This is a genomic window from Streptomyces sp. NPDC007808, from assembly GCF_042868655.1.
Taxonomy (GTDB): Bacteria; Actinomycetota; Actinomycetes; order Streptomycetales; family Streptomycetaceae; genus Streptomyces.
In genome coordinates, this window is the sequence record NZ_JBIAEQ010000006.1 from 250757 (window position 1) to 273513 (window position 22757).

Consider the following 22757-nt stretch of genomic DNA (forward strand, 5'->3'; position numbering starts at 1 on the left):
GAGCCGCGAAATCGCCTGCTCCAGGCGGCTGGTGGCGATCTTTAGGGTGGCCTTAAGGGAGTGCTCAGACTGCGATCAGGTAGGTACCGTCGCGGTATGACGGACGACGACATCAGGCCCGCGCAAGCCGCCGACGTACCCGCGGTGAAGGCCGTGACCGATGCCGCCTACCACCGCTACATCGAGCGCATCGGACGGGCGCCGGTGCCCATGGAGGCGGACCATGCGGCGGACGTGGCCGACGGCAAGGTGTTCGTCACGGGCGATCCCGTGATCGGGCTCGTGGTGGTCGAGGCGCACGACGACCATCTGTTCCTGGACAGCATCGCCGTCCACCCCGACGCGCACGGCAGGGGGGTGGGGCGGCGGCTGCTGCACTTCGTGGAGGCACGCGCGCGTGCACTCGAACTGCCCGAGATCAGGCTCTACACCAACGCGCTGATGTGGGAGAACCAGAAGATCTACCCGAAGTACGGGTACGAACTCGTCGAGCGGCGCATGGACGGGCCCTACGACCGCGTCCACTACCGCAAGCGGCTCGGCTGACGCGTCCCGTGCGACCGTCTCATGCGGCCGGCAGAGCGTTTCAGACGTCCGGCCACCAGGTGCGGGCGATGTCCTTGCGGACCTCCGGTCGTCCCGAGGGACGCTCGTCGGCCTCCTCCCGGACACGGCGGGCGTCCGACGCTTTCTTCAGGGGCTTCTGCACGGTCACACGGCGCATGGCTGCCTCCTTCAGTGCCTACCGGGTTCCGCGTTCTCACGGAGGTAGACGCTTCCGGGGAGAGTTCCTCATCGCTGCAGGTCCTGTCAGTGGCCGTGGTCACGAATCCGACTGTCCGTGGCCGGTGTCACCCTCGGGGCATCACCGAAGGTGAGTACCTGATCACAGCGACGGACCTGGACCGGGACGCAGCCGCCGCCTCCTTCGGGCCTCAGGCCAGCAAGGACTCCATACCGCCGGCCGCGGTGGCGAACGCCTCCAGCTCGTCCAGGGCCGCCACCGCCGCGGCGGCCGCCTCGGGATCCGACTGCGCCAGACCGCTCTCGGCGAACTCGTCCTCGTCCAGGCGCCGCACGTCCGAGCCGTCGGCCGAGCGCCACAGGTCCAGGTCCAGGTCCTCCACGACCAGCTCGGTCCCGGAGCGGGCGGCCGGGCGGGTGACGTCGCAGTACCAGCCCTTGAGGGCGCCCTTCGCGTCACGGACCTCCTTGACGGCGTACCAGCGGTCACGCCAGTAGTACTCCGTGAAGACGTCGCCCGGCTCGAACCGGACGAAGCCGAAGTCGCGGACCCCGACGCCGGACCAGGGGGCCCGGACGGCGACGCGGGTGCCGTCGTCCGAGAGCAGTTCGGCCTCGTAACGGATCTTCGTACGGCCGGCCTTGACCAGGACGACCTCCAGCGTCTGGCCCTGGTCAGCCGAGTTCGCGGACACAGCGCACCTCCGTCGCGCAGATCTCGTACCCGAACCACTTGTTGATCGCGAGCATCGGGTCGTTGCCGGTGTCATTGCCCGTGAACGCCTCCGTGCAGCCGGCGGCGCGGGCGCGGTGCAGGGAGTCGTTCTTGGCGAGCTTGGCGAGGCCACGGCCGCGGAAGGCGCGGGCCGTGCCGGTCATACCGGTGCCGTAGCGGCCGGTGCCGTCCGTGCGGGCGGCGCTGAACGCGGCGGGGCGGCCGTCGACCAGCGCGACCGAGGTCAGTTCCAGGTTGTTCATCGGATCGTGCCAGGTCTCCTTGAGCCATGCCTCATAGTCCGTGAACCGGACCTCCACATCACCCGGTTCGTCCGACGTCACCTCCGCGTCCAGCTCGAACAGCGGACGCGGATCGTCCACGAAGTCGGCCGCGGTACGCAGCTCGACGCCCGCGGGGAGGGAGTCGGGCAGCGGCGGCAGCGTGCCGTGGGCGAGGTCGAGGCGGAGGAAGTGCGCGCAACGGCTCGTCCGGTAGCCGCGCCGCTCGGCGAAGGCCCGGTTGGCCGCTCGTCCAGGGCCCAGACGAACAGCTTCGTCGCGCCCACCGCCGCCAGGTGCTCCTCGGCGACCCGCAGCAGCAGCGAGCCGGCCCCGCGGCGCAGCCGCTCCGGGTGCACGTACACGTTCACGAACCCCTGCCCGGGCTCCGGGCTGTCGTGGGCGACACCGACCTGCGCCGTGCCGATGATCTCGCCGTCCTCCTCGGCGACGAGAGGCCTGGCGTGCGCGTCGGGACGGGCCCGGGTGACGCCGTGGACGACTGCTTCCGGGGTGATCGGAAGGTAGGGCAGGGCACGGCGCCGGACGGCGACGAAGCCCTCTGCGTCGCCCGGGACTTCGGGACGCAGATCGCGGACGGAGACGGTCATACGGCCGCACGCTACGTGGGCATGTGCCGGGGTGCCTCTCATTTTCCGGCGGGTACGGGACAATCGCCGCGTGACCTTGCAGATCCACATCGACGACAGCGCGGCGCCGTACGAACAGGTGCGCGCGCAGATCTCCGAGCAGGCGCGGGCGGGCGTGCTGCCGGTGGGGTACCGGCTGCCGACCGTCCGGGGGCTGGCGGAGTCGCTGGGCCTGGCGGCGAACACCGTCGCCAAGGCGTACCGGGCGCTGGAGAGCGACGGGGTGATCGAGACGCGCGGACGCAACGGCACGTTCGTGGCCGCCGCCGGATCGGCCGCGGAGCGTGAGCTGGCGACGGCGGCGCAGGCCTACGTGGAGCGTGCGCGGCGGCTGGGCTCGGACGAGGACACGGCACTCGCCGCCGTACGGGACGCCCTGCGCGCGGCTTACGGGGGGTAGGGCACCACCGGCTGCGGGACCGGGCGTGCCTCGGTACCGCCGGACGCGCCGGAGGGCTGAGCGGCGGCCGCAGCGGCGGCGACCCGTACGGGGCTCGTACGCGGACGTCGGCCCGCTGTGCCGGACGCCGGTCGAGGCTGCCGGTCGGTGCGGAGGGCGATGTCCATGTGTCCCGGCCGAGTGCCTCGCGCGGTCGCCGCAGCTCGGCGGTCCGCTGCGGGGACGAAGGGACGGCCGCGACGGGCGAGCGGCGTGACGGAGGCGGGCGCCGACCCGGAGGAGCGGCCCTGTCCTGGGCCGCCGGCGCCGGCTCAGGCGGGAGCCGAGCGCCGGGCGCCGGCCGGCAAGTGGTCCGGGGTCCGGGTCGGCCGCAGGGACGTCGCCGCCGCCGCGTGGGCGAAGGTCATCGCGTCCTCCACCGCCGCTCCCGTCGGGTCGTTGTTGAAGTACGCGTACACGTCGTCGTCGGCGGACCAGGTGTCCGCGATGCGGTGGGCCCACGTGTCCAGGGCCTGCCGGCCGTAGTGCGGCCATCGCCGGGCGCGGCCCTCGTGGAAGCGGACGTATCCCCAGCCGGCCGTCCGCCACAGCGGCGCCACGGGGTGGGCCTTGACGTCCGCCCAGCACAGGGCGGCGCCCCGCGCCTCCAGGACCGCCCGCACCTCGGGGGTCCACCAGCTGTCGTGCCGCGGCTCCACCGCGACCCGTGTCGAGGCGGGGAAGCAGGACAGACAGGCGTCCAGCAGTCCGGCGTCCGCCTTCAGCGTGGGCGGCAGCTGGAGGAGGACCGGGCCCAGGCGGTCGCCCAGGCCCCGGGCGTGGGCCATGAGGCGGTTCACCGGCTCCTCGGGCTCCCGCAGCCGCTTGATGTGGGTCAGGTAGCGGCTCGCCTTCACCGCGACCACGAAGTCCTGGGGCACCCGGTCCCGCCACGCCTCGAAGTTCTCCCGCGTCGGAAGGCGGTAGAAGGCATTGTTGATCTCGACCGTCGCGAAGTGCGCCGTGTACTCCTCCAGCCACAGCCGCATGGGCACATCGGCCGGGTACAGGACGTCCCGCCAGTCCCTGTACTGCCACCCCGACGTACCGACGAACAACGTCATACGTCCATGAAAGCACCGCGAGCCGCACCCGGCCCGAACAGCGGGGACCCTACAGATACAGCCCCGCGTCCGCGGACCCCTCCCGCGGTTGAGGCAGCGACGTCGGAGACGTGCCCCGCTTCAGCGCGTACAGCTCCGCGAGGGTGGCGCCCTCCCGGCCGACGCCTTCCTCGGTCCCCAGCCAGCTCACCGCCTCCGGGCGCGTCAGCGCCCCCACCTCGATGCGGGCCAGACAGCGGCCGGGGCGGACCACGGCCGGGTGGAGGCGCTCCAGGTCCTCGTTGGTGGTCACCCCCACCAGGACGTTGCGGCCCTGGCCCAGCAGGCCGTCCGTCAGGTTCAGCAGCCGCGACAGCGCCTGGCCCGCCGTGTGCTTCGCCTCGCCGCGGATCAGCTCGTCGCAGTCCTCCAGGAGCAGCAGCCGCCAGCGGCCCTTGCCCGTCGCGTCCTCCTCGCCGATCGCGATGTCCATCAGATAGCCGACGTCACTGAACAGCCGCTCGGGGTCCAGCACACAGTCCACCTGGCACCAGTCACGCCAGGAACGGGCCAGCGTCCGCAGCGCCGAGGTCTTGCCGGTGCCCGGCGGGCCGTGCAGCAGGAGCAGGCGGCCCGCGATGTCCTGCGGGGTCGTCTTCATCAGGCGGTCCATGGCGTCCGCGACCGGCGCGGTGTAGTTGGCCCGCACCTCGTCCCAGGTGCCCGCCGAGATCTGCCGGGTCGTGCGGTGCGGGCCCCGCCTGGGGGAGACGTACCAGAACCCCATGGTCACGTTCTCCGGCTGCGGTTCGGGCTCGTCCGCCGCGCCGTCCGTCGCCTCGCCCAGCACGCGCGCCGCCAGCTCCTCGCTGGTCGCCGTCACCGTGACGTCGGCGCCCCGGTTCCAGCGGGAGATCAGCAGGGTCCAGCCGTCGCCCTCGGCCAGCGTCGCGCTGCGGTCGTCGTCGCGGGCGGCGCGCAGCACGCGGGCGCCCGGCGGCAGCAGCGTCACCCCGGACTTGACACGGTCGATGTTCACCGCGTGCGAGTACGGCTGCTCGCCCGTCGCGAAGCGGCCGAGGAACAGCGCGTCGACGACGTCGGACGGCGAGTCGCTGTCGTCGACGTTGAGCCGGATCGGCAGAGCGTCGTGTGGGTTCGCAGACATGCGGCCATGATCTGTCACCCGGCGCCCCCGTGCACCCGGTTTCCGCGGTACGTCCCGCCAACGGTCCACGCCCGGTGTCCTGCAAAGGCCGCCGCCGTGCCCCGACGGCCCCGGGACGCGATCGGGTACCGACGAAACCTGCCCACACCCCCGCCACCCCCGTTACCGTTGTCCTTGATGGGACGTCATGGGTGGAATTCGGGGGCGGGGCGGTGGCGGCTCACCGCGCTGCTCGGCGTGGGCGCGGCCGCTCTGGCCCTGTTGGTGACCCTGCTCAGCACGCTTCCCGGCAACGGCACGAGCACCGCGGGCACCACGCGCGACGGCGACAAGGTGCACGGCAGCCCGACCGCCGCACCGGACGCCACGAACCCCGAGGTGGGCTGGGGGTTCACGCACACCCGGTTCAGCGCCGACGAGGGCGACTCCGCCGCCGTCGAGCGGGTCGAGGGACGCCTCGCGGACGCCGGGGGGCTGCCGCAGATCCAGCACGTCATGGGCTGGGGCGCCGACAATCCGGAGCCGGTCGAGGGGCGTTACGACTTCGAGGCGATGGACAGCCGTATCGACTTCATCCGTGCCTCCGGCAGCACACCCGTCGTCACGCTGTGCTGCGCTCCGGACTGGATGAAGGGCGGCGAGGCCGGCGTCGGCAACACGGACTGGAGCCAGGCCGCCCTGGAGACGGCGCCCGAGCCCGAGCACTACGCGGACTTCGCCGCGCTCGCCGTGACCGTCGCCAAGCGCTACCCGGACGTACGGCACTTCATCGTGTGGAACGAGTTCAAGGGCTTCTGGAACGACGCCGAGGGCCGCTGGGACCACGAGGGCTACACCCGGCTCTACAACCTGGTCCACAAGGCGCTGAAGAAGGTCGACCCGGACATCATGGTCGGCGGACCGTACCTCGTGATGGACAGCGTCGACCCGCGTGCGCAGGAGGCCTCGAAGGCGCTCCAGGGCCCCTGGGGCGCCCTGGACCAGCGCACCGTCGACGCCTTCCGGTACTGGAACAGGCACAAGGCGGGCGCCGACTTCGTCGTGGTGGACGGCTCCAGCTACACCCGCGACGACGAGCTCCTGCCCGACGAGTTCGCGGCCACCGACAAGTTCACGGACGTCAGCCGGTGGGTGCGCGAGCAGACCGGCGACCTGCCGCTGTGGTGGGCCGAGTACTACGTCGAGCCCGCCGACGGCAACGACGACCGCAAGGGCTGGTCCGAGCCCCGCCGCGTCGCCGTCCAGGCCGCCGGGCTGATGGCACTGGCCAGGGGCGGCGCCACCTCGGCCTTCTACTGGAACCCGCAGAAGGAGAAGGGCACCGACTGCCCCGGCTGCCTGTGGACGCCGACCTACACCGCGCGCGGCGGACAGAAGCTGCCCATGTACGACCTGCTCTCCCGGTTCGCCCGGGAGTTCAGGCCCGCGACCGACTACGAGAACGTGTCCGTGGACGAGCCCGACGTCCGGGTCCTGGCCACCTCCGAGGTGGTTCTGGCGGTCAACACCCTCGACCGGCAGACCAGTGCGAAGATCGACGGCAGGAAGGTCGAGTTGCAGGCCTACGAGGTCAAGTGGCTGCGGCGCTGAGCCACTTGACCTCCCCGATCCCCGTCACTCGATCGTCAGGAACCGCTGGACCAGCGAAGCCACCAGCACGGCCAGCAGCGGCAGCGAGAACCAGAAGCTGCTCTGCAGCCACCGCAGTTGCCGCACACCGGGCGTCACCGCGACCCGGACGATCTCGCGGGCCAGCAGCAGCACGATCAGCGCGACCGCCGCGAGCCCTCCGACCACCGACCACGGCGTCCAGGTCACCTGCGGCCCGATCGGGCCGGGATCGGCCTTCGGGACCTCGCCCGCAGGCTGCTTCCTGAGTGCGTACATCGTGACGTCGGCGTTGACGAAGACCTTCTTCAGCTCCCGCCGCTCGTCCAGGTTCCGGATCAGCCGCGACTCCCAGGTCGCCGAATAGCCCACGTCCATCCGCAGATACGTGACCTGACCGCGGTTGATCATCAGATACGAGTTCGGACCGGCGTCCTTCAGCGCCTTCACCAGCCCCGACACCAGTACCGGGTCGGGTGGCGCGAGCGTCGGCAGGTACTCCACCTTCTCCATGTCCTTCGCGCCCCACGGCATCGACGGCGTCACCACGTTCACCGGATCGTCGCTCAGCCACAGCACTCGCAGGCTCGGGTCGTCATGGGCGTACACGTACTCCATGGCGGCGACCTCGCCGGGCCGGACCCGTTCGAACGGCTCGTTGCCCCACCGGGCCACCAGGAAGCCGCCCATGAGGACCAGGCCCGCCATGAGCGCGGCCAGCGGAGCGAGGCTCACCCGGTCCTTGTCGCGCTCCTTCGCGGTGACGCCGGTACGCGGGAACAGGGCGAGTCCGGTGAGCAGGGCGGCCCCGGGCAGGGCGAACATGAAGACCCGCAGCGCCATCTCACCGCCGTAGGACTGCATGCCGAAGCCGAGGAACGGCACGAAGGTGAGGACGAGCAGGGAGCGCTCCGTGTAGTGGTGGAAGCGTCGGCGCCACCAGCCCCAGCAGGCGAAGGCCATCACGGCGCCGGCCAGCAGCACGCGTGTGTACAGCACGAGCTTGTGGGTGGAGCTGCCGCCCTCGATCCGGCCGGAGACGGAGGACGACACGTTGGAGCCGACGCCGCCGACCCCGCCGAAGAGCTCGTCGAAGTGCCCGGACCAGTACGGCTCGGCCAGGAACCCGATCCAGGCCGTCACCATGACACCGAACAGGATCGGCAGGCCCCGCAGTTCCGACTTGCCGATCAGGACGAGCCCCGTCAGCACGCCCAGCATCACGAACGGCGTCAGCTGGTGGGCCGGGACGCTCGCCGCGAACAGTCCGGTCACGACCACCAGCAGTACGGCCCGTTGCCGCCGGTTCGTCGGCTCCACCTCGATCTCCCCGGGCCGGCGCTTCGTCCAGATCACCCCCGGCGCCCGGAACCAGACCAGCAGGATCGCCGCGAACACCAGATAGAGGAGGTAGGTGAAGCCCTGCGGTGAGAAGTAGTCCTGGCCCACCCAGCCGCTGAGCACGAAGACCCAGATGCCGGTCCACTTCGCGCGCCAGCTCGCCCGCATCGAGCGCACCAGCAGGAACATCGGCACCAGATACAGCAGTTGCATGGTCAGCGGCCACCAGCGGATGACCTCGGTGAGGTCGCCGACCCCGCAGGCCTTCGCGACGAACGCGGCCACCGCGAAGAACCCGGGCCAGCTCCAGCGCGCGTCCAGGTCGGGAACGGCCGACCCGGTGCGGTCGATGTAGTCGAGGAACCCCAGGTGCTGCCAGGCCGTCGCGAACCGCGGCTCGGTCTCGACCAGCGCGGGCAGGGAGTGCAGGGAGACGACCGTGGCGAGCAGCGTGACCAGCAGCAGCGCCCGGTGCTCGCGGCCCAGCCACAGCAGCGAGGCGAACACCACGGCGAGCAGCGCGGCCCCGGCCAGCGTCGTCGGCGGCAGCACCGAGACCAGCCCGAGCCCGCCCATGCCGTCCAGATCGGCCTCGCCGAGCCGCAACGCCGGCACCCAGTACAGCAGCAGCGCCGCGATCAGCAGACAGCCGAGGACGACCCCGAGCCGGGTGGGCAGCAGGCGCTCCCGCCGGCTGAGCGAGGGCGCTTCGGGCGGTCGTACGGCCTCTTCGTGCATGGGCGGCTCTTCCCGTACGACGGCCTCCTCGTGCTTCTGAGGTACCGCACCCTCGCCGTCCCTTTCCGTGTCGAACTCGGCACGGTCGAACGGCGCGTCCACCTCGGCGGGACCCAGCGACGCCTCCGAGCCGGGCTCCCTCCCCCACTCGCGAACGCGCTCGAACGGGGGGACCCCCGTCCGTGCCGGCTCCCCCGTGCCGGGCTCGCGCACCCGGGCGGGCCGGTCATCCGGCCGGATCAGCGGGGAGCCGGTGGGCGGGGTACCCGGCCCCGGGCGGACGTCGGGCCGGCGTTCCAGGTGGTCGAAGTCGACGTGGATGCCCAGAGCGAGGGTGTCGGTGTCGAGCGCCCAGGCCGGTCCCCGCCTGCGCGCCCCCTCCGCCGCGTCGCGCGTTCCCAGGTCGGCGAGGTCACCGTCGGGGGCCGTGTCCTCGGGGATCTCCCCGGCGGTGGCCCGCGCGGTCCGGTACAGCTTGGGCGCGGCGATCGCGACGATCACCGCGAGGGAGACGATCTCGGCGACTCCGGCGCCGGTCAGGCCCATGCGGGGGAGCAGCAGCAGCGTCAGTCCGAGCACCAGGGCGCACAGCAGGCCCTGCAGCCAGGCCAGCCCCGCGGTGCGGCTCTGGGCGCGCAGGACCGCGAAGTACGTCTCCATCACGACCCGCAGCAGCGCGCCGACGGCGAACCAGCGCAGCAGCGGGGTGGCCGCGTCCGCGTAGCCCTGACCGAAGACGCCCAGGATCCAGGGGGCCCCGAAGAACAGGACCGCGCAGACCGGCACCATGATCCGTGCCATGCGCCGCAGCGCCGCGCGGGTGTGGGCGGCGAGCCGGCGCGGGTCGTGCGAGCCCTCGACGGTGAGGGAGGCGCCCATGTTGATGGCGAGCAGGTTGACGGTGCCGCCGATGGTGGCCGTGATGTAGAAGTACGCGTTGTCCTCGGCGGACACCTGCGAGGCCACGATCACCGGGATCAGGTAGACCACGGCCAGCGAGAACAGCGAGCCGGTGTAGTCGCCCGCCAGGAACTTCCCGATCTCCCGCAGGGACGGCGGACGGGCGTGGTCCTCGGTCGCCGCCACATGCCGTGGCACGAGGCGCCGGAACACCAGCCAGCCCAGCGGCAGCACCGACACCGCGATCGCCGCGACCCACGACACGAAGACACCGGCGGTGGGGATCGCCGCCGCGAAGGCCACCAGCAACGCCAGCTTCACGGCGGAGAACACGGTGTTGCCGACGGGCACCCACACCGCGCTGCGCAGCCCGGTCAGCACGCCGTCCTGCAGCGTGAGCAGGTTCCAGGCGACGACGGCCACGACGAAGAAGAGCCCGCCCGCCGCCCCGTGCAGAAACCGGTACGACGGCCCCCACAGGTCCAGGGTCGCCAGGAAGACGCCCGCGGCCAGCGCCACCACGACGCAACTGCCCGCGTACGTCCGGAAGACGAGACGGCCGCTCCCGCGCCCCGCCACCGGGATGAAACGCGCCAGCGCCCCCGTCAGGGTCACCGCCGTCAACCCTGCGAGGAACTTCATCGCGGCGATCGCGGCGGAACCCTGCCCGACCGCGGTCTCGGAGTAGTAGCGGGCGGCGGCCAACCAGAAGCCGAGCCCCAGCACGGCGGAGATGCCCGTGTTGATCATCAGGGCGTAGGCGTTGCGAAACAGCTGGCTGCCTCCGGAGGACCTGCCCATGCCGGGCAGGCGAAGCCGGCGCCCCGACCGCTCGGGCGCCGCCGCGTCGGTCGACGCGGGCTCGGTCGTGGTCGTCGTGTCAGACACGGGAACGAATGGCCTTCCGGCGGACCTGTCGTGCTCTGCGGACCAGCGCGTACCCCCGGGTGAGGGCACGGTCCCGGGCGAAGGTACGGGCGAGGGCACGGCCCTCGACCATCCGTGCGAACTCCTCGATGCCGGTGCCGCGGCGCACGGTCAGACGGGTGAGGGCGTACGGCCCCTGCCGCCGCCGTGCGAGTCCGTTGTTGACGGCGAGCGCCTGGGCGTACCCCGTCTCGCGCACCGTCTCGCGCACCCGGCGGCTGGAATAGCCGTACGGGTAGGCGAACGAGGCCGGGACGGTACCGAGCTGGTCGCCGATGATCTCCTTGCACAGGATCAGCTCGGAGCGCAGCCTGTCGTCGGGGAGCTGGTCGAGCTGCGGATGCGTGTGGCTGTGGCCGCCGATCTCGACGCCGGCCGCGGCGAGTTGGCGTACCTGGTCCCAGTCGAGCATGGTGTCCAGGCCGCCGCCCGTGTCGTGCGGGCCCTTCAACCAGCCCGTCGAGACGAACACCGTGGCCGGGAAGCCGTGCTCGGCGAGCACGGGCAGGGCATGCCGGTGCACGCCCTCGTAGCCGTCGTCGAAGGTGATCAGCACCGGCCGCTCGGGCAGCGCTCTGCCCGAGCGCCAGCGCGCCGCGAGATCCGCGGTGGTGACCGGGGTCAGGCCCAGGTCGCCGATCAGCGCCATCTGCTCCGCGAACGCCTCCGGCGCCACCGACAGAGCGCGGGTGGCGTCGTTCGGCGCGGTGGAGACGGCGTGGTACATGAGAATCGGTACGCGCGGGTCGCTCATCCCGGTCCCCCCTCGATGCCCGGTGCCCCCTCGACCGCCGCCACCGAGTACGCGACGCCGCCGCGGCGCGCCCGGACACTCCCCACGACGTACCCACCGGCCGCGGTCAGCACCCCCGCGACGATGGCGCCCGCCCGTCCGGCGCCGCCCGGCCGGGCCAGCAGCGCGTCCCGCAGCCCCCGTGCCACCCCGGCCGGCAGCACCCGGGTCGTGTACCGGCGCTCCGACTCAAGTCCCTTGTCGGCGCCGACACTTCGGGCCACCAGCGCCTTCGACAGGCCCTCGGCGTACGTGCGGGTGCGGAAGTACCGGAAGCGCTCGCGCGGACCGGGCACCCGGTGGTGGATCACCGCGCGGTCGTCGATCAGCAGGACCGCGTCCGGCCGGGCCCGGGTGAGACGGATGCACAGCTCCGTCTCCTCGCAGCCCAGGGGCAGCCGGTCGCCGTCGCGCCCGATACCGCTGGCGAAGCCGCCCGCGGCGTCGAACGCCGTACGCCGGAAGGAGGCGTTGCCGCCGAGGACGTTGCGCACCTTCACGCGTCCGCGCGGCAGCCCGCGGTAGGTGCAGCCGACCACCCAGTCGAACTCCTCCGGGAACCAGTCCGGCCGGCGGCCCGACGCCCAGATCGGCTCCGTGCGCCCGCCGACCGCCATGACCCGCGGGTCGGCGTATCCCGCGGCGAAGTGCTTCAGCCAGTCGCGCTCGGCCACGGCGTCGTCGTCCAGGAACGCGATGACCTCGCCGGACGAGGCGGCGATACCGGTGTTGCGACCGGCGGACAGGCCGCGCGGGCCCGCGTTGGCCAGCACCCGCACCGCGGCGGCGCCTTCGGCGGACTCCTTGTACTCCTTGGCCAGCCGGTCCAGGAGTGCCTCGTTGTGGTCGACGACCAGCAGCGTCTCCGACGCCGGATACGTCTGCGCCCGCACCGAGGAGACCGCCGCGAGGATGTCCTCCCAGCGGTCCTCGGTGTACACGCAGATCACGACGGAGATGTCGGGACCGCTCAAGACACCTCTCCCCGCACCGAGTCGAGCATCGGGGAGGGGTGGTTCCGGCTGCGCAGCGCGCGCCGGTTGGAGCGCTCCTTGAGGATCACCTTGAGCACCCGCAGCCCGTCCCGCACGGCCCGCAGGTTGCTCGTGCCGTGGATGCGCAGATACTCGTGGCTGGGTATCTCCTGCACCTTCAGTCCCGCCTTGACGACCCGGATGTTCATCAGGGTCTCCACCTCGAAGCCGGTGCAGTCGAGGTCGATCTTGTCCAGGCAGTGCCGCCAGAACGCGTTGTAGCCGTAGCAGAGATCGGTGTAGCGGGCGCCGAACTTGCGGTTGACGGCGGTGCACAGCGCCCAGTTGCCGAGCTTGCGGATCGGCGTCATGTCGTCGGTGCCGCCGCCGTTGGCGAAGCGGGACCCCTTGGCGAAGTCCGCGCCCGAGACCAGGGCGGAGACGTAACTGAGGATCTCGTTGCCGTCCGCCGAGCCGTCCGCGTCGACCATCACGATGATGTCGCCGGTGGCCGCCTCGAACCCGGTGATCAGGGCATCCCCCTTGCCCTTCCCGCGCTGCCGCACGACCTTGACGTCCGGCCACAGCTCGCGGGCCACCTCGACGGTGTCATCGGTGGAGTTGCCGTCCACCAGGACCACTTCGTGTATCCAGTCCGGCAGGGTCTTGAAGACGTACGGCAGGTTCTCCGCCTCGTTCATGGCCGGGATCACCACGCTCACCGGCGGTGCGATGGCCAGGTGCGAGGAGACGGGCCGGTACTTGCCGGCTGTGGACGGACCGTGGTCCGCGACCGCCGGGCGCAGAACTGAGCTCATGAGTCTGGTCCCTCTCGTCCGGTGGACCGCCCGCCCCTGGGCGGCCCGGTTAGGTGTCCGGTTCGAAAGGGGGGTTCTCACCTCACGGCACGCAGGAGTGGACCTCCGCGCGCGCACGGCGAGCTGGCATGTGTGGCCGACCACCGCAGAACCGGCGGCCGGTCGCGCGGCACGACTCGGCGACATGTGCGGACACCGTCACCGAGCACCCCCCTACCGCGCCCCGCGCCGGGACTGTCGCGGACCTGAGCCCTCCCCTGGAGCCGCATGATGACAGTCCGATGCGGGTGAGATGTACGACGGTATTGATGATTGAGACTGTATGGCAAGAGCTGGAACGAGCTCTCACGTTTTTGTTGGTTTTGACCGTAACCGGCCCGGTTGGCCCGGCCGCTACCCCCGCCCCGAGCGGATCTTCCCCACACGCTTGAGGAGTCGGTCCGCCGGTTCGAACAGCTCCGGCCGTGCCTGCACGGTGTTGCGCAGCGCCCGGACCGGGGCACGCCGTGCCCGGTGTCCGAGCGCGACCGGGTGACGCCGGGTCACCCACCCCTCCGACACGGTCAGCTCGCGTGTCTTCAGGGAGTCCTTGTACTCCTTCTGTCCCCGCCCGAGATCCAGGTGAGCGATGCCGTCCGCGGCGGCCGCCTCGGCCATGCGCAGATGCAGGACCAGCCCCGGGGAGTACTTCGAGAACGCCGGGTCGTAGGCCGGGAACCAGCACGCCAGCACCCGCTCGGTACGCAGCCCGAAGTGCGCGGCGATCGGCTTGCCGTCCGCGTACAGCACCGACAGGATCCCCGCGAACGGCTCGGAACGGCTGTGGAACAGGTGCTCCACGAGCTGGGTGATCCACTCGTGCGCGAAGCGGTCGCTGCGGCCGGTCCTGCGGTACTGCGCGGACTTCCAGGCCATCAGCGTGCGCAGAGCGGCCGGGTCACGCTCGTCGTGCACGTAGCGCACGTCCTCGTGGTCCCGCCCCAGCTTGCGCTCCTTGGCGAGCGTCGTCCGGGTGAACTTCGGTGAGCGCTCGCGCAGTTGGCTCAGGTAGGTCTCGTACCCCCGGTCGACGTCCATGACCGGGGACGGGTACTGGCCGGTGGCCTGCGCCGCGAACGCCGTCTGGCCCTCCACCAGGTGGTCGAACTCCCAGACGGCGAGCCCGCACGCCTTCAACAGCTCCCGGGCGTCCCAGGTGAACCCGGGTCGGTGCACCACTCCCTGGGCGTCGGAGACACCGAGGCCGATGGCCCTGCCGACCCCCGTCGGCGTCCGCTGGAACGGGAAGAAGGCGGCCGGTTCGCCGCCTTCTCGTACGACCGCGATCCGCACCCCGCGCCGGCAGCGGCCGACCGCGAGCGCGAACTCGGGGGAGAGGAAGGGGTTGCCCAGTTCGGGCGAGCCCTGGAGATGCGCCTTGGACTGCATCGCCGTCCACGCCGCCCGGTCGGCGGAGCCGAGCTCGCCGGGGCGGTACACGCTGATGTCCACGTCAGTCAGTCCGCCTTCGCGTCGTACGGCCGCGCAGCCGCCGCACCAGAACCAGCACGAGAATGAGGGCGCTGATCGCGGTCACCGCCACGATCCCGCCGCGTACCGACCACCGGTGCACGGCCAGCATGCCCTGCGCCACCAGCATGTCGACGACGACCGCGCCCGCGACCGCGGCGACGGTGCGGCCGAAGGGCTCCAGCCCGCGCAGCGCTGCGGCGATCGCCGCGGCCGGCGCCGCGAGCAGGAAGAACAACGTGAACGGGCCGCGCAGCGGTGAGCCCGAGTCGACCAGCGCGAGCACCGCGCCGAGTCCGCCCACAGCCGTAGCGGCGCCCGCGAGCAGCGGTACCAGGTCCCTCCCCGGTCCTGGTCGCGCCCGCTCGGTTTCCTGAGACATAACTGTCTTGTTGCGTAAGGTCTGCATTGGCGACTTTGCCCCCCGAAGCGCCGGATGCCGGGCTTCAATGTCGCGCAGCGCCGCGTCGGCCGTCAAGATGCGCACGGCCTCTTGACATCTGTTCGTATCCGGCGTCGACACGGACGTTCCCCGGAGGCGGCGGGCCTCCGGGGAACGGTGGTTCAGGTGGTGCGAGAGTGCGTCACGGCACGAGCTTGAGGAGCCGGTTCGGCGAGCCGGAGCCGGCTCCGGTGACCGCGCCCGTGGTGGCGCCCGCGGTGAGCGCCGAGGCGACCTGGGCCGGGGTGGCGGAGGTGTGGCCCGCCAGGTACACCGCGGCGGCGCCCGCGACGTGCGGCGACGCCATGGACGTACCGGAGATGGTGTTGGTGGCGCTGTCGCCGGTGTGCCAGCCCGCCGTGATCGAGGAGCCCGGCGCGAAGACGTCCAGGACCGAGCCGTAGTTGGAGAAGCTGGAACGGGCGTCGGTGCTGGTGCTGGCGCCGACGGTGATCGCCTCGGACACCCGGGCCGGGGAGTACGAGGAGGCGTTGGCGTTGCTGTTGCCGGCCGCGACGGCGTAGGTCACACCACTGGCGATGGAGTTGCGTACGGCCGTGTCCAGGGCGGCCGAGGCACCGCCGCCCAGCGACATGTTGGCGACGGAGGGTCCGGAGTGGTTGGCCGTCACCCAGTCGATGCCCGCGACCACGCCCGCGGTGGTGCCGCCACCGCTGTTGTCCAGCACCCGTACCGCCACGATCTTCGCCTTCTTGGCGACACCGTAGGTGGAACCCGCGACGGTGGAGGCCACATGGGTGCCGTGGCCGTTGCCGTCCTGGGCGGTGGTGTCGCCGTCGACCGCGTCGTAGCCGTACGAGGCGCGGCCGCCGAAGTCACTGTGGGTGATCCGGACGCCGGTGTCGATGACGTACACCGTCACGCCGCTGCCCGCGCTGTCGGGGTAGGTGTAGGTGCGCGAGAGCGGAAGGGCGCTCTGGTCGACGCGGTCCAGGCCCCACGGGGCGTTGGACTGCGTGGCGTCCGTCCGGACGCGCTGGTTCTGCTCGACGGAGGCCACCGCCGGGTCGGCGGCGAGTCTCCTCGCCTCGGTCGCGGAGAGGGTCGCGGTGTAGCCGTTCAGCGCGGTGCGGAACGTCCTGTCGACCGTGCCGCCGTACTCCTTGATCAGGTTCTTGCCGGCGCTCGAAGCGGCCTTCAGGCCCGCGTCCTTCTTGAGGGTGACGAGGTAGCTGTCCTTGATCGCCGTGGGGGAACCGGCGGCCAGGACCCTGCCCTCGGCCGGGGCGGCGTGGGCGGGGAGGGTGGTGAGCCCGCCCACGAGGGCGGCGGTCGCCACGCTGGTTATCGCGGCGAACCGCAGCTTGCTGCTACGCAGTTGTGCCATGACGAGGGAGTCCTCCTCCAGGCGGCGCGCACGGGGGTGGGGTGCGCGCGATGTGGGGGGTGCGCGCGTGCTCGCGCGCACGGCCCGGAACGTCGCGTTCCCGTCCGGGTCGAGGTAAAGGATCTGTGGTCCCGGCGTGCGCGACAAGGGAGTTGATGAGCTGTCAACAATGCTGTCATGAGCATGAAATCGAACCGACAGCGAACGCACAGGACGGGACCGCAATGGTCCCGAAAGTCTTGGCATGGACACTTCCCGTCAACACGCGTAGTTGGTACGACGGTTATGGCAGAGATCCTGCTATAGGGAGGTTCCATGAGACGTTCCCGATTTACCGCATACGTCGCCTCACTCCTCCTCGCCGTCGGCACCGTCCTGACCGGGACCGCCACCGCGAACGCCGCCGACACCGCCGCCACCGGCGGCTATGTGGCCCTCGGCGACTCCTACTCCGCCGGCCTGGGAGCGGGCAGCTACATCACTTCCAGCGGCGACTGCAAGCGCAGCACGAAGGCGTACCCGTACCTGTGGGCCGCCGCGAACTCACCCTCCACGTTCGACTTCACGGCCTGCTCGGGCGCTCGTACGAGTGATGTGACCGCCAGTCAGCTCGGCCCGCTCAGCTCCTCCACCACGCTGGTGTCCATCACGATCGGCGGCAACGACGCGGGCTTCTCCGACATCATGCAGACCTGTGTGCTCCAGTCCGACAGCGCCTGCGTCTCACGGATCAACACCGCGAAGGCGTTCGTCGACTCCACGCTGCCCGGCCGGCTCGACACCGTCTACTCGGCCATCCGGGCCAAGGCCCCGTCCGCCCATGTGGTCGTGCTCGGCTACCCCCGCTTCTACAAGCTGGGAGTGTCGACGTGCCTCGGCCTGTCCGAGACCAAGCGCAGGGCGCTCAACGACGCGGCCGACTACATCGACGCCGCCACCGAGAAGCGTGCCCTGAACCACGGGTTCACCTTCGGGGACGTACGGCCCACCTTCACCGGTCACGAGATCTGCTCCGGCAGTTCGTGGATGCATGCCGTCAACTGGCTGAACATCCCCGAGTCGTACCACCCGACGGCCGCGGGCCAGTCGGGTGGTTACCTGCCGGTGCTGAACAGCGCGGCCTGATCCTCCGTCAGGCCGCCATGGCTCGCCTACGAGGTCGGCTCCTCGGAAGGCGATGGCGAGACCCCGCCCGTCGGGGTCTCCGTCACACACGTCACCGAGAACGCGACGGAGTCGGACTTCGTCTCCACCGGCTCGCGCACCTCGACACCGATCTCGCTCTCGAACGTCCCGTTCTCGTCGTAGGTCGTCAAGAACACCCTGTCCTGCTTGCTCCGCCCGCCCCCGTCCGGGAACGACAGCGTCTTCCACCCCTGGTCCATCACCTCGCCGTCCTCCGACACCCAGCGGTAGCTGACCTCCGCAGGCAGCCGCCCCACCGTGAACGTCGCCGTGAAAGCGGGCGCCTCGCCGCTCGGCGGCGGACAGGGCCCGGAGTACTCCGTGTTCGAGCCCGCCAGCGACACCCGTACGGACTGCGGCGGCGCAGCGGTCGTCCGACTGCTGCTCGGACTCGGACTCGGCGTCGGGGTCTCGTCGTCGCCCGCGGTGTTCTCGTCCTCGGTCGGCGCAGTGGGCTCCCGCGTCTGGACGGTGGGGGTGCCGCTCCCTTCGTTCCCGCCGCCGTTCTCACGGTCGAGGAGCACGTACGTCAGCCCCGCCACGGCCAGCGCGAGAGCGGCGACACCCGCGACCAGGGCGACGGCCGCCCGGCGGTTGCGCTCGGGACGGACGGGGGCGGTGTCCTGACCGGGGCCCGCGGCCGCTGCGGGACGGGTCGCTCCGGGCGGCGGGAGGGGCGACGTCGGGGCGGTCGGCGTCGGGTGGGCCGCGAGCGTCGGCGGATAGGGGGCCGCCCGGACGGCGCCGGCGCGCGGTGTGCCTCCCCCAGAGGGGGTACCCCCGGCACCGACGACGCGCAGATCCTGTTCGGCCCGGTCGGCCGGCAGCCGCTCGGCCGGGTCCTTGCGCAGCAGCCCCTCGATGACCGGGGCGAGCGGCCCGGCCCGGTGCGGCGGGGGCAGCTCCTCGTCGACGATCGCGCGCAGGGTGCTGAGCGGGGTGTCCTGGCGGAACGGGGAGTTGCCCTCCACCGCGGCGTAGAGGAGCACCCCGAGGGACCACAGATCGGACTCCGGTCCGGGCGTGCGGCCCAGCGCCCGCTCCGGGGCGAGGAACTCGGGGGAGCCGATGACCTCGCCGGTCATCGTCAGCGCGGAGCTGCCCTCCACCATGGCGATCCCGAAGTCGGTCAGGACGACCCGGCCGTCGTTCGACAGCAGTACGTTGGCCGGCTTCACGTCCCGGTGCAGCACCCCGGCCTCGTGTGCGGCACGCAGCGCGGAGAGCACCTCGGCGCCGATGTGCGCGGCGCGTTGCGGGCTCAGCGGGCCCTCGGCGTCGAGGAGCTCCGCCATCGAGATCCCGCGGACCAGCTCCATGACGATCCAGGGCCGGCCGTCCTGCGTCGCCACGTCGTACACCGTGACGACATTGCGGTTGGCGACCCGCGCCGCCGCCCACGCCTCGCGCTCCAGCCGGGCGTACATCCGCTCGACCTCCGAGGCCGGCAGCCCGTGCGGCGCGCGCACTTCCTTGACCGCCACCTCGCGGTTCAGCAACTCGTCATGGGCCCGCCACACCGTGCCCATGCCGCCCTCACCGAGCGGGGACAGGAGGCGGTAGCGGCCTGCGATCAGACGTTCACTGCCCGGTTCTTCGGACACGGGCGTCCCCCGTTCGCCATCCGTGCGAATCTTCCACTCCGTCTTATTTCTTCCCAAAAGTAGCTCAGCCGAGTGCGGATGCCGCCCCCTGGAACACCAATCCGACCCCGAGAAGGACGACGAGGAACGCCGATCCCAGCGGTGCTGTCCTGCGCAGGAAGGTGGTGACCGGGTGTGCGGTCCAGCGGGGGCGCCGGTCCAGGAGCCGGGTGACGCCGGTACCCAGCTTGACGACGGCGAAGCCGGCCGCGGTCAGCGTCAGCGCGAGCCCGACGCCGTAGGCCACGACGAGCAGCAGCCCGAACCACGCCTTGCCGAGCGCCGCGGCGCCGACGAGCACGACGACCGCGGAAGGGCTGGGCACCAGGCCGCCGGCGAAGCCGAGGAGGATCGTGCCGCGGAGGGTGGGAGCGGTGGAGTGCGTGTGGGTGAAGCCACCGTGGGTGTGGGTCAAAAGGCCGTGGGAGTGAGAGTGAGGGTTGGGGTGGGGGTGGGCGTGGGCGTGGGGGTGCGCTTGGGCGGGCTCGGAGGCGTGATCGGGGGCGTGGCTGTGGCCGTGCTCGTGCCGGGGGCCGGGTGCGGAGACCGGGGACTTCGGCGCGGTGTGCGTGTGCGCGGTGACCAGGACCGGTTCACGCCGGGGGGCGTGCTCGTGGCTGTGGTTGTGGTTGTGGTCGTGGTCGTGGCTGTGCTCGTGCGCGTGGGTGTGGTCGTCGTGATGGTGCGGGTGGCCGTCCGGGCCGTCGTGCGTGTGTGAGTGACCGTGCGCGTGCCCGTGCCCGTGTCCGCGGATGTGCCACGCCCGGCGCACCAACGTCACGCCCGCCAGTGCCACCAGGACACCGCTCGCGATGCCCAGCCAGGTGATGACCGACGGTGCCGCCGCCGAGCCGGCCGTGATCAGGACGCCCAGGGCGACCACGCCCAGGGTGTGGGTGACGGTCACCGAGGCGGCGAGGGGCAGGACGTCCTTGAGACGGGCCTGGCCGCCCCGTGCGGTCGCGACCGCGGCCATGATCGTCTTGCCATGGCCCGGGGCGAGCGCGTGCATCGCGCCGAGGAAGACCGCGATGACCAGGGCGAGGGCGGCGAAGCCGGCGGTGAGGTCCTGGCGGGAGACCAGGTCGTCCAGGGCCCGCGTCCAGCGGTCGGCGCCACGCGGCAGCACGGAACTGCCCGGCGCGGCCGGTTCCTCGTCGGCGAGGGCGGGTCCTCCCGGGCGCACCCGCAGGGACGCGCTCCTGGTGTCGGCGGGGGAGGACAGCAACTCCTCCGGATACTCCGTCAGTTCGCCGGAGAGCGACTCCTTCGGCACGTCCGAGCCGGCGAGCGTCATCCGGTCGCCGCGCGCCGTGATCTCCCGCCAGCCGGGCCCCGCCTCGGCTCCCGCACCCCGGAAACCCACGGCGACCGCGGCCTTCTCGGGGAGCGGCGCCGTCAGCCGGCACTCCACCCGCAGGGTGTCCAGCCCCGCCTGACCGGGCCGCACGCGCGCGTGGCTGCCGTGCAGCGCCAGATCGACGGTACGGCCGTCCACGGTGACCTCGCTGTCCCGCGCGGCCTCCTCGCACCGCTGCCGGGCCCAGCCCGCCATGCCCGCCTTCTCGATGTCCGGCTTCGCCTGGGTCGCCGGGATCTCGGCGAGGTCCTCGACATGGTGGACCCGGAGTTCGCCGGGGGCGGCGACCAGGCCGTCGTAGCGGTTGACGGTGAAGTTGCCGAGGGGGTGCGCGCTCGCGGCGGGGGCGGCGAACAGGGCGAGCGCGCAGCTCGTCGTGAGGACGGCCGCGGCCGAGGCGAGCAGTCGACGGGGGGTCACTCGGCGGCCTCCAGAGCCTTCAGGGCCGTACGGGCCTCTCGGGCGCCCGGCGCCGAGAAGCCGGGGTTCAGCTTCAGCGCGGCCCGCAGATGCTCACGGGCCTGCTCGGTGTTGCCGTTGGCGCGCTCGATGATCCCGCGGTGGTAGCGGAACGCGGCGTTGCGGTAACCGGTGGCCGTGGCCTTGCGGGCGTACCCGAGGGCTTCCTCGTCCTTGCCGTTGACGTGCAGCGCCCAGGCGAGCGCGTCCGCGGTGTGCACGGTGTGTCGGCGGTTCCACTCGGCGCGGGCGGCGCGCAGCGCGGCGGCCCTGTCGCCGTGATCGGCTGCGGCGAGGGCGGTGTCGAGGTCGGCGTTGACGCCGTTGGCGCGGGCCAGGGCCGTCCAGGCGTCGACGAGGGCGTACTGGTCGTCGGCCTCGGCCTTGTCACCGGTCGCCTCGTACAGCTCGCCGAGTTCGACGAGCGGGCCCGGGAGGGGGTAGCGGGAGACGACGTCCTTCAGGCCCTCGATCGCCGCGTCCCGGTCGCCGTTCGCCGCCTGGGCACGGGCGCGGCCTTCGAGGGCGGGGACGTAGTCGTCGTCCGCGGCGAGGGCGCGGGCGTAGTGCGTGAGGGCCCTGTCGTGGTCGCCCTGGTTCCAGGCGAGCTGGCCGAGCTGGGTGGCGACGTAGGCGATGTCGCCGGGGGAGGCGGCCGAGGAGAGGGCCTGCTCCAGGACGCGGCGGGCCGTGTCCACGTCGCCGCGCAGTTCGCGCACGTACGCGTAGCGCGTGAAGACAGGGATGCCGGGCCGGCGCTGGTCGGCGGTGTCGGCGGCCTCGGCGGCGTCGGCGTAGCGGCCGAGTTCGACCAGGGCGTCGACGCGCGTGCACAGGGCGCGCTCGCTGTAGGGGTTCTGCTTCAGGGCCTGGTCGGCGTAGTTCAGGGCGTCCTCGAAGTCGTGCCGTGCGGCGGCGAGGGCGGCGCGGCCGGCCAGGGCCTGGTCGTTGCCGGGCTTCAGGTCGAGGGAGCGTTCGAAAGCCCGCTCGGCCTGGGGGTAGCGGGAGGGGTCGCCCTTGGTGCGGGCCTGTTCGACGTACCCGAGGCCGAGGGTGGCCCAGCCGGTGAAGTCCTTCGGCTGGTCGCGCAGGTGGGCCTGGAGGGAGGTGATGCCGGTGTCGAGGTCGGCGGTCGCGAGGAGGCCGGGGGACACGGCGGCGGAGGCGGGGGCGATGCGCCGGCCGTCGTCGCCGCGGGCCGCGCCGATCGCGACGGAGCCGGCGGTGAAGGCGACGGCGAGGAGGGCGGCGCACCCCGCGAGGTGCAGAGCGCGGCGGCGGCCGGCCGCGGCGGTACGGCGTACGGCGGCGACCCGGCGGGCCTCCTCGCCCCCGACGACACGGGCCGGCGCCGAGAGCGCGGGGCCGTTCTCCCGCTCGCCGTCGGACGCCCCCGCGTGGTCCTTCCGCTCCCGCGCCGTCCTGACCCGCCGCACCGCGGCGGCGCGCTCGTCGGCCCCCTCGCCGGTCCCGGGCAGCGCGGGGCCCCCGTGCGAGGCCGTCGGGTCGGCGACGTCCCGGACGTCGTCGTCCCGCTCGGGCTCGTTGTCGTTCGTGCGCGGGGCCATGCCCTCTCCTCGGTCACCTTGCTGTGGACGGGACGTTGTCGTGCGGGGCGGCGCGGCCCGCGCCGTGGGGGTCGAGTCCTCGCGGGCCGCGCCGGTCGGAGGGC

At 72.2% G+C, this 22757-nt stretch carries 18 protein-coding genes and 1 pseudogene; 4 read left to right on the top strand and 15 right to left on the bottom strand.

Features of this window, described 5'->3' with window-relative positions:
* The first annotated feature begins 96 nt into the window (after positions 1-96).
* Complete coding sequence (locus ACFYNL_RS23495) at positions 97-546, top strand: GNAT family N-acetyltransferase (protein ID WP_388806645.1); 450 nt, start codon at positions 97-99, stop codon at positions 544-546.
* A 40-nt stretch (positions 547-586) separates the two neighbouring features.
* Here the strand turns inward: ACFYNL_RS23495 and ACFYNL_RS23500 are convergent, their stop codons facing one another.
* The 3 genes and pseudogenes from ACFYNL_RS23500 to ACFYNL_RS23510 form a co-directional block, all read right to left on the bottom strand.
* Positions 587-724, bottom strand: a complete 138-nt coding sequence (locus tag ACFYNL_RS23500; protein WP_388806647.1) for a hypothetical protein — start codon at positions 722-724, stop codon at positions 587-589.
* A gap of 211 nt (positions 725-935) precedes the next feature.
* On the bottom strand, positions 936-1439 hold the full coding sequence (locus ACFYNL_RS23505) for a DUF402 domain-containing protein (RefSeq protein WP_388806649.1): 504 nt from the start codon (positions 1437-1439) through the stop codon (positions 936-938).
* Positions 1420-2351, bottom strand: a pseudogene (locus tag ACFYNL_RS23510) (GNAT family N-acetyltransferase). Before ACFYNL_RS23510 ends, ACFYNL_RS23505 begins: the two are co-directional and overlap by 20 nt.
* A gap of 70 nt (positions 2352-2421) precedes the next feature.
* Here ACFYNL_RS23510 and ACFYNL_RS23515 point away from each other — a divergent pair.
* Positions 2422-2790, top strand: a complete 369-nt coding sequence (locus ACFYNL_RS23515) for a GntR family transcriptional regulator (RefSeq protein WP_388806651.1) — start codon at positions 2422-2424, stop codon at positions 2788-2790.
* Positions 2791-3101: 311 nt separating this feature from the next.
* Here ACFYNL_RS23515 and ACFYNL_RS23520 read toward each other — a convergent pair whose 3' ends face one another.
* Together ACFYNL_RS23520 and ACFYNL_RS23525 are read right to left on the bottom strand one after the other, a co-directional pair.
* Positions 3102-3893, bottom strand: a complete 792-nt coding sequence (locus ACFYNL_RS23520; protein ID WP_388806653.1) for a DUF72 domain-containing protein — start codon at positions 3891-3893, stop codon at positions 3102-3104.
* A gap of 49 nt (positions 3894-3942) precedes the next feature.
* Positions 3943-5040, bottom strand: coding sequence for a DUF5925 domain-containing protein (locus ACFYNL_RS23525; RefSeq protein ID WP_388806655.1), 1098 nt, complete (start codon positions 5038-5040; stop codon positions 3943-3945).
* Positions 5041-5217: 177 nt separating this feature from the next.
* Between ACFYNL_RS23525 and ACFYNL_RS23530 the strand changes: the two genes are divergently transcribed.
* Positions 5218-6630: a xylan 1,4-beta-xylosidase gene (locus ACFYNL_RS23530; protein WP_388806656.1), complete on the top strand. Its 1413-nt coding sequence runs from the start codon at positions 5218-5220 to the stop codon at positions 6628-6630.
* A 24-nt stretch (positions 6631-6654) separates the two neighbouring features.
* Here the strand turns inward: ACFYNL_RS23530 and ACFYNL_RS23535 are convergent, their stop codons facing one another.
* From ACFYNL_RS23535 to ACFYNL_RS23565, 7 genes are all read right to left on the bottom strand, one after another.
* A complete protein-coding gene (locus ACFYNL_RS23535; protein WP_388806658.1) occupies positions 6655-10515 on the bottom strand; it encodes a lipopolysaccharide biosynthesis protein in 3861 nt (1286 codons plus the stop codon).
* A complete protein-coding gene (locus ACFYNL_RS23540) occupies positions 10508-11308 on the bottom strand; it encodes a polysaccharide deacetylase family protein (protein ID WP_388806660.1) in 801 nt (266 codons plus the stop codon). Before ACFYNL_RS23540 ends, ACFYNL_RS23535 begins: the two co-directional genes overlap by 8 nt.
* Positions 11305-12321, bottom strand: a complete 1017-nt coding sequence (locus ACFYNL_RS23545) for a glycosyltransferase family 2 protein (protein ID WP_388806662.1) — start codon at positions 12319-12321, stop codon at positions 11305-11307. The genes ACFYNL_RS23540 and ACFYNL_RS23545 overlap by 4 nt, the downstream gene beginning before the upstream one ends.
* Positions 12318-13139, bottom strand: a complete 822-nt coding sequence (locus tag ACFYNL_RS23550; protein ID WP_388806664.1) for a glycosyltransferase family 2 protein — start codon at positions 13137-13139, stop codon at positions 12318-12320. Before ACFYNL_RS23550 ends, ACFYNL_RS23545 begins: the two co-directional genes overlap by 4 nt.
* Before the next feature lie 393 nt (positions 13140-13532).
* Complete coding sequence (locus ACFYNL_RS23555; RefSeq protein WP_388806666.1) at positions 13533-14630, bottom strand: GNAT family N-acetyltransferase; 1098 nt, start codon at positions 14628-14630, stop codon at positions 13533-13535.
* Position 14631: 1 nt separating this feature from the next.
* On the bottom strand, positions 14632-15030 hold the full coding sequence (locus tag ACFYNL_RS23560; RefSeq protein ID WP_388806667.1) for a hypothetical protein: 399 nt from the start codon (positions 15028-15030) through the stop codon (positions 14632-14634).
* A gap of 202 nt (positions 15031-15232) precedes the next feature.
* Positions 15233-16438 carry a S8 family peptidase gene (locus ACFYNL_RS23565; protein ID WP_388806669.1) on the bottom strand — a complete coding sequence of 402 codons (1206 nt, stop codon included), beginning with the start codon at positions 16436-16438 and terminating at the stop codon, positions 15233-15235.
* Between the two features lie 315 nt (positions 16439-16753).
* Here ACFYNL_RS23565 and ACFYNL_RS23570 point away from each other — a divergent pair, with 315 nt between their 5' ends.
* On the top strand, positions 16754-17563 hold the full coding sequence (locus tag ACFYNL_RS23570) for an SGNH/GDSL hydrolase family protein (RefSeq protein WP_388806671.1): 810 nt from the start codon (positions 16754-16756) through the stop codon (positions 17561-17563).
* A 26-nt stretch (positions 17564-17589) separates the two neighbouring features.
* Here the strand turns inward: ACFYNL_RS23570 and ACFYNL_RS23575 are convergent, their stop codons facing one another.
* The 3 genes from ACFYNL_RS23575 to ACFYNL_RS23585 all read right to left on the bottom strand — a co-directional run bounded on the left by ACFYNL_RS23575 (position 17590) and on the right by ACFYNL_RS23585 (position 22653).
* Positions 17590-19227 carry a serine/threonine-protein kinase gene (locus ACFYNL_RS23575; protein WP_388806673.1) on the bottom strand — a complete coding sequence of 546 codons (1638 nt, stop codon included), beginning with the start codon at positions 19225-19227 and terminating at the stop codon, positions 17590-17592.
* A 64-nt stretch (positions 19228-19291) separates the two neighbouring features.
* Entirely contained in the window at positions 19292-21046 is a 1755-nt protein-coding gene (locus tag ACFYNL_RS23580; protein ID WP_388806675.1) for a sulfite exporter TauE/SafE family protein, read from the bottom strand.
* Complete coding sequence (locus ACFYNL_RS23585) at positions 21043-22653, bottom strand: tetratricopeptide repeat protein (RefSeq protein ID WP_388806676.1); 1611 nt, start codon at positions 22651-22653, stop codon at positions 21043-21045. Before ACFYNL_RS23585 ends, ACFYNL_RS23580 begins: the two co-directional genes overlap by 4 nt.
* Positions 22654-22757 lie beyond the last annotated feature (104 nt).

Bases quoted from the DNA above. Each gene is read 5' to 3' on its own strand.
- ACFYNL_RS23530 (WP_388806656.1), top strand. From the start codon at position 5,218: ATGGGACGTCATGGGTGGAATTCGGGGGCGGGGCGGTGGCGGCTCACC.
- ACFYNL_RS23520 (WP_388806653.1), bottom strand. From the start codon at position 3,893: ATGACGTTGTTCGTCGGTACGTCGGGGTGGCAGTACAGGGACTGGCGG.
- ACFYNL_RS23585 (WP_388806676.1), bottom strand. From the start codon at position 22,653: ATGGCCCCGCGCACGAACGACAACGAGCCCGAGCGGGACGACGACGTC.
- ACFYNL_RS23565 (WP_388806669.1), bottom strand. From the start codon at position 16,438: ATGGCACAACTGCGTAGCAGCAAGCTGCGGTTCGCCGCGATAACCAGC.
- ACFYNL_RS23550 (WP_388806664.1), bottom strand. From the start codon at position 13,139: ATGAGCTCAGTTCTGCGCCCGGCGGTCGCGGACCACGGTCCGTCCACA.
- ACFYNL_RS23560 (WP_388806667.1), bottom strand. From the start codon at position 15,030: ATGTCTCAGGAAACCGAGCGGGCGCGACCAGGACCGGGGAGGGACCTG.
- ACFYNL_RS23525 (WP_388806655.1), bottom strand. From the start codon at position 5,040: ATGTCTGCGAACCCACACGACGCTCTGCCGATCCGGCTCAACGTCGAC.
- ACFYNL_RS23500 (WP_388806647.1), bottom strand. From the start codon at position 724: ATGCGCCGTGTGACCGTGCAGAAGCCCCTGAAGAAAGCGTCGGACGCC.
- ACFYNL_RS23570 (WP_388806671.1), top strand. From the start codon at position 16,754: ATGAGACGTTCCCGATTTACCGCATACGTCGCCTCACTCCTCCTCGCC.
- ACFYNL_RS23540 (WP_388806660.1), bottom strand. From the start codon at position 11,308: ATGAGCGACCCGCGCGTACCGATTCTCATGTACCACGCCGTCTCCACC.
- ACFYNL_RS23495 (WP_388806645.1), top strand. From the start codon at position 97: ATGACGGACGACGACATCAGGCCCGCGCAAGCCGCCGACGTACCCGCG.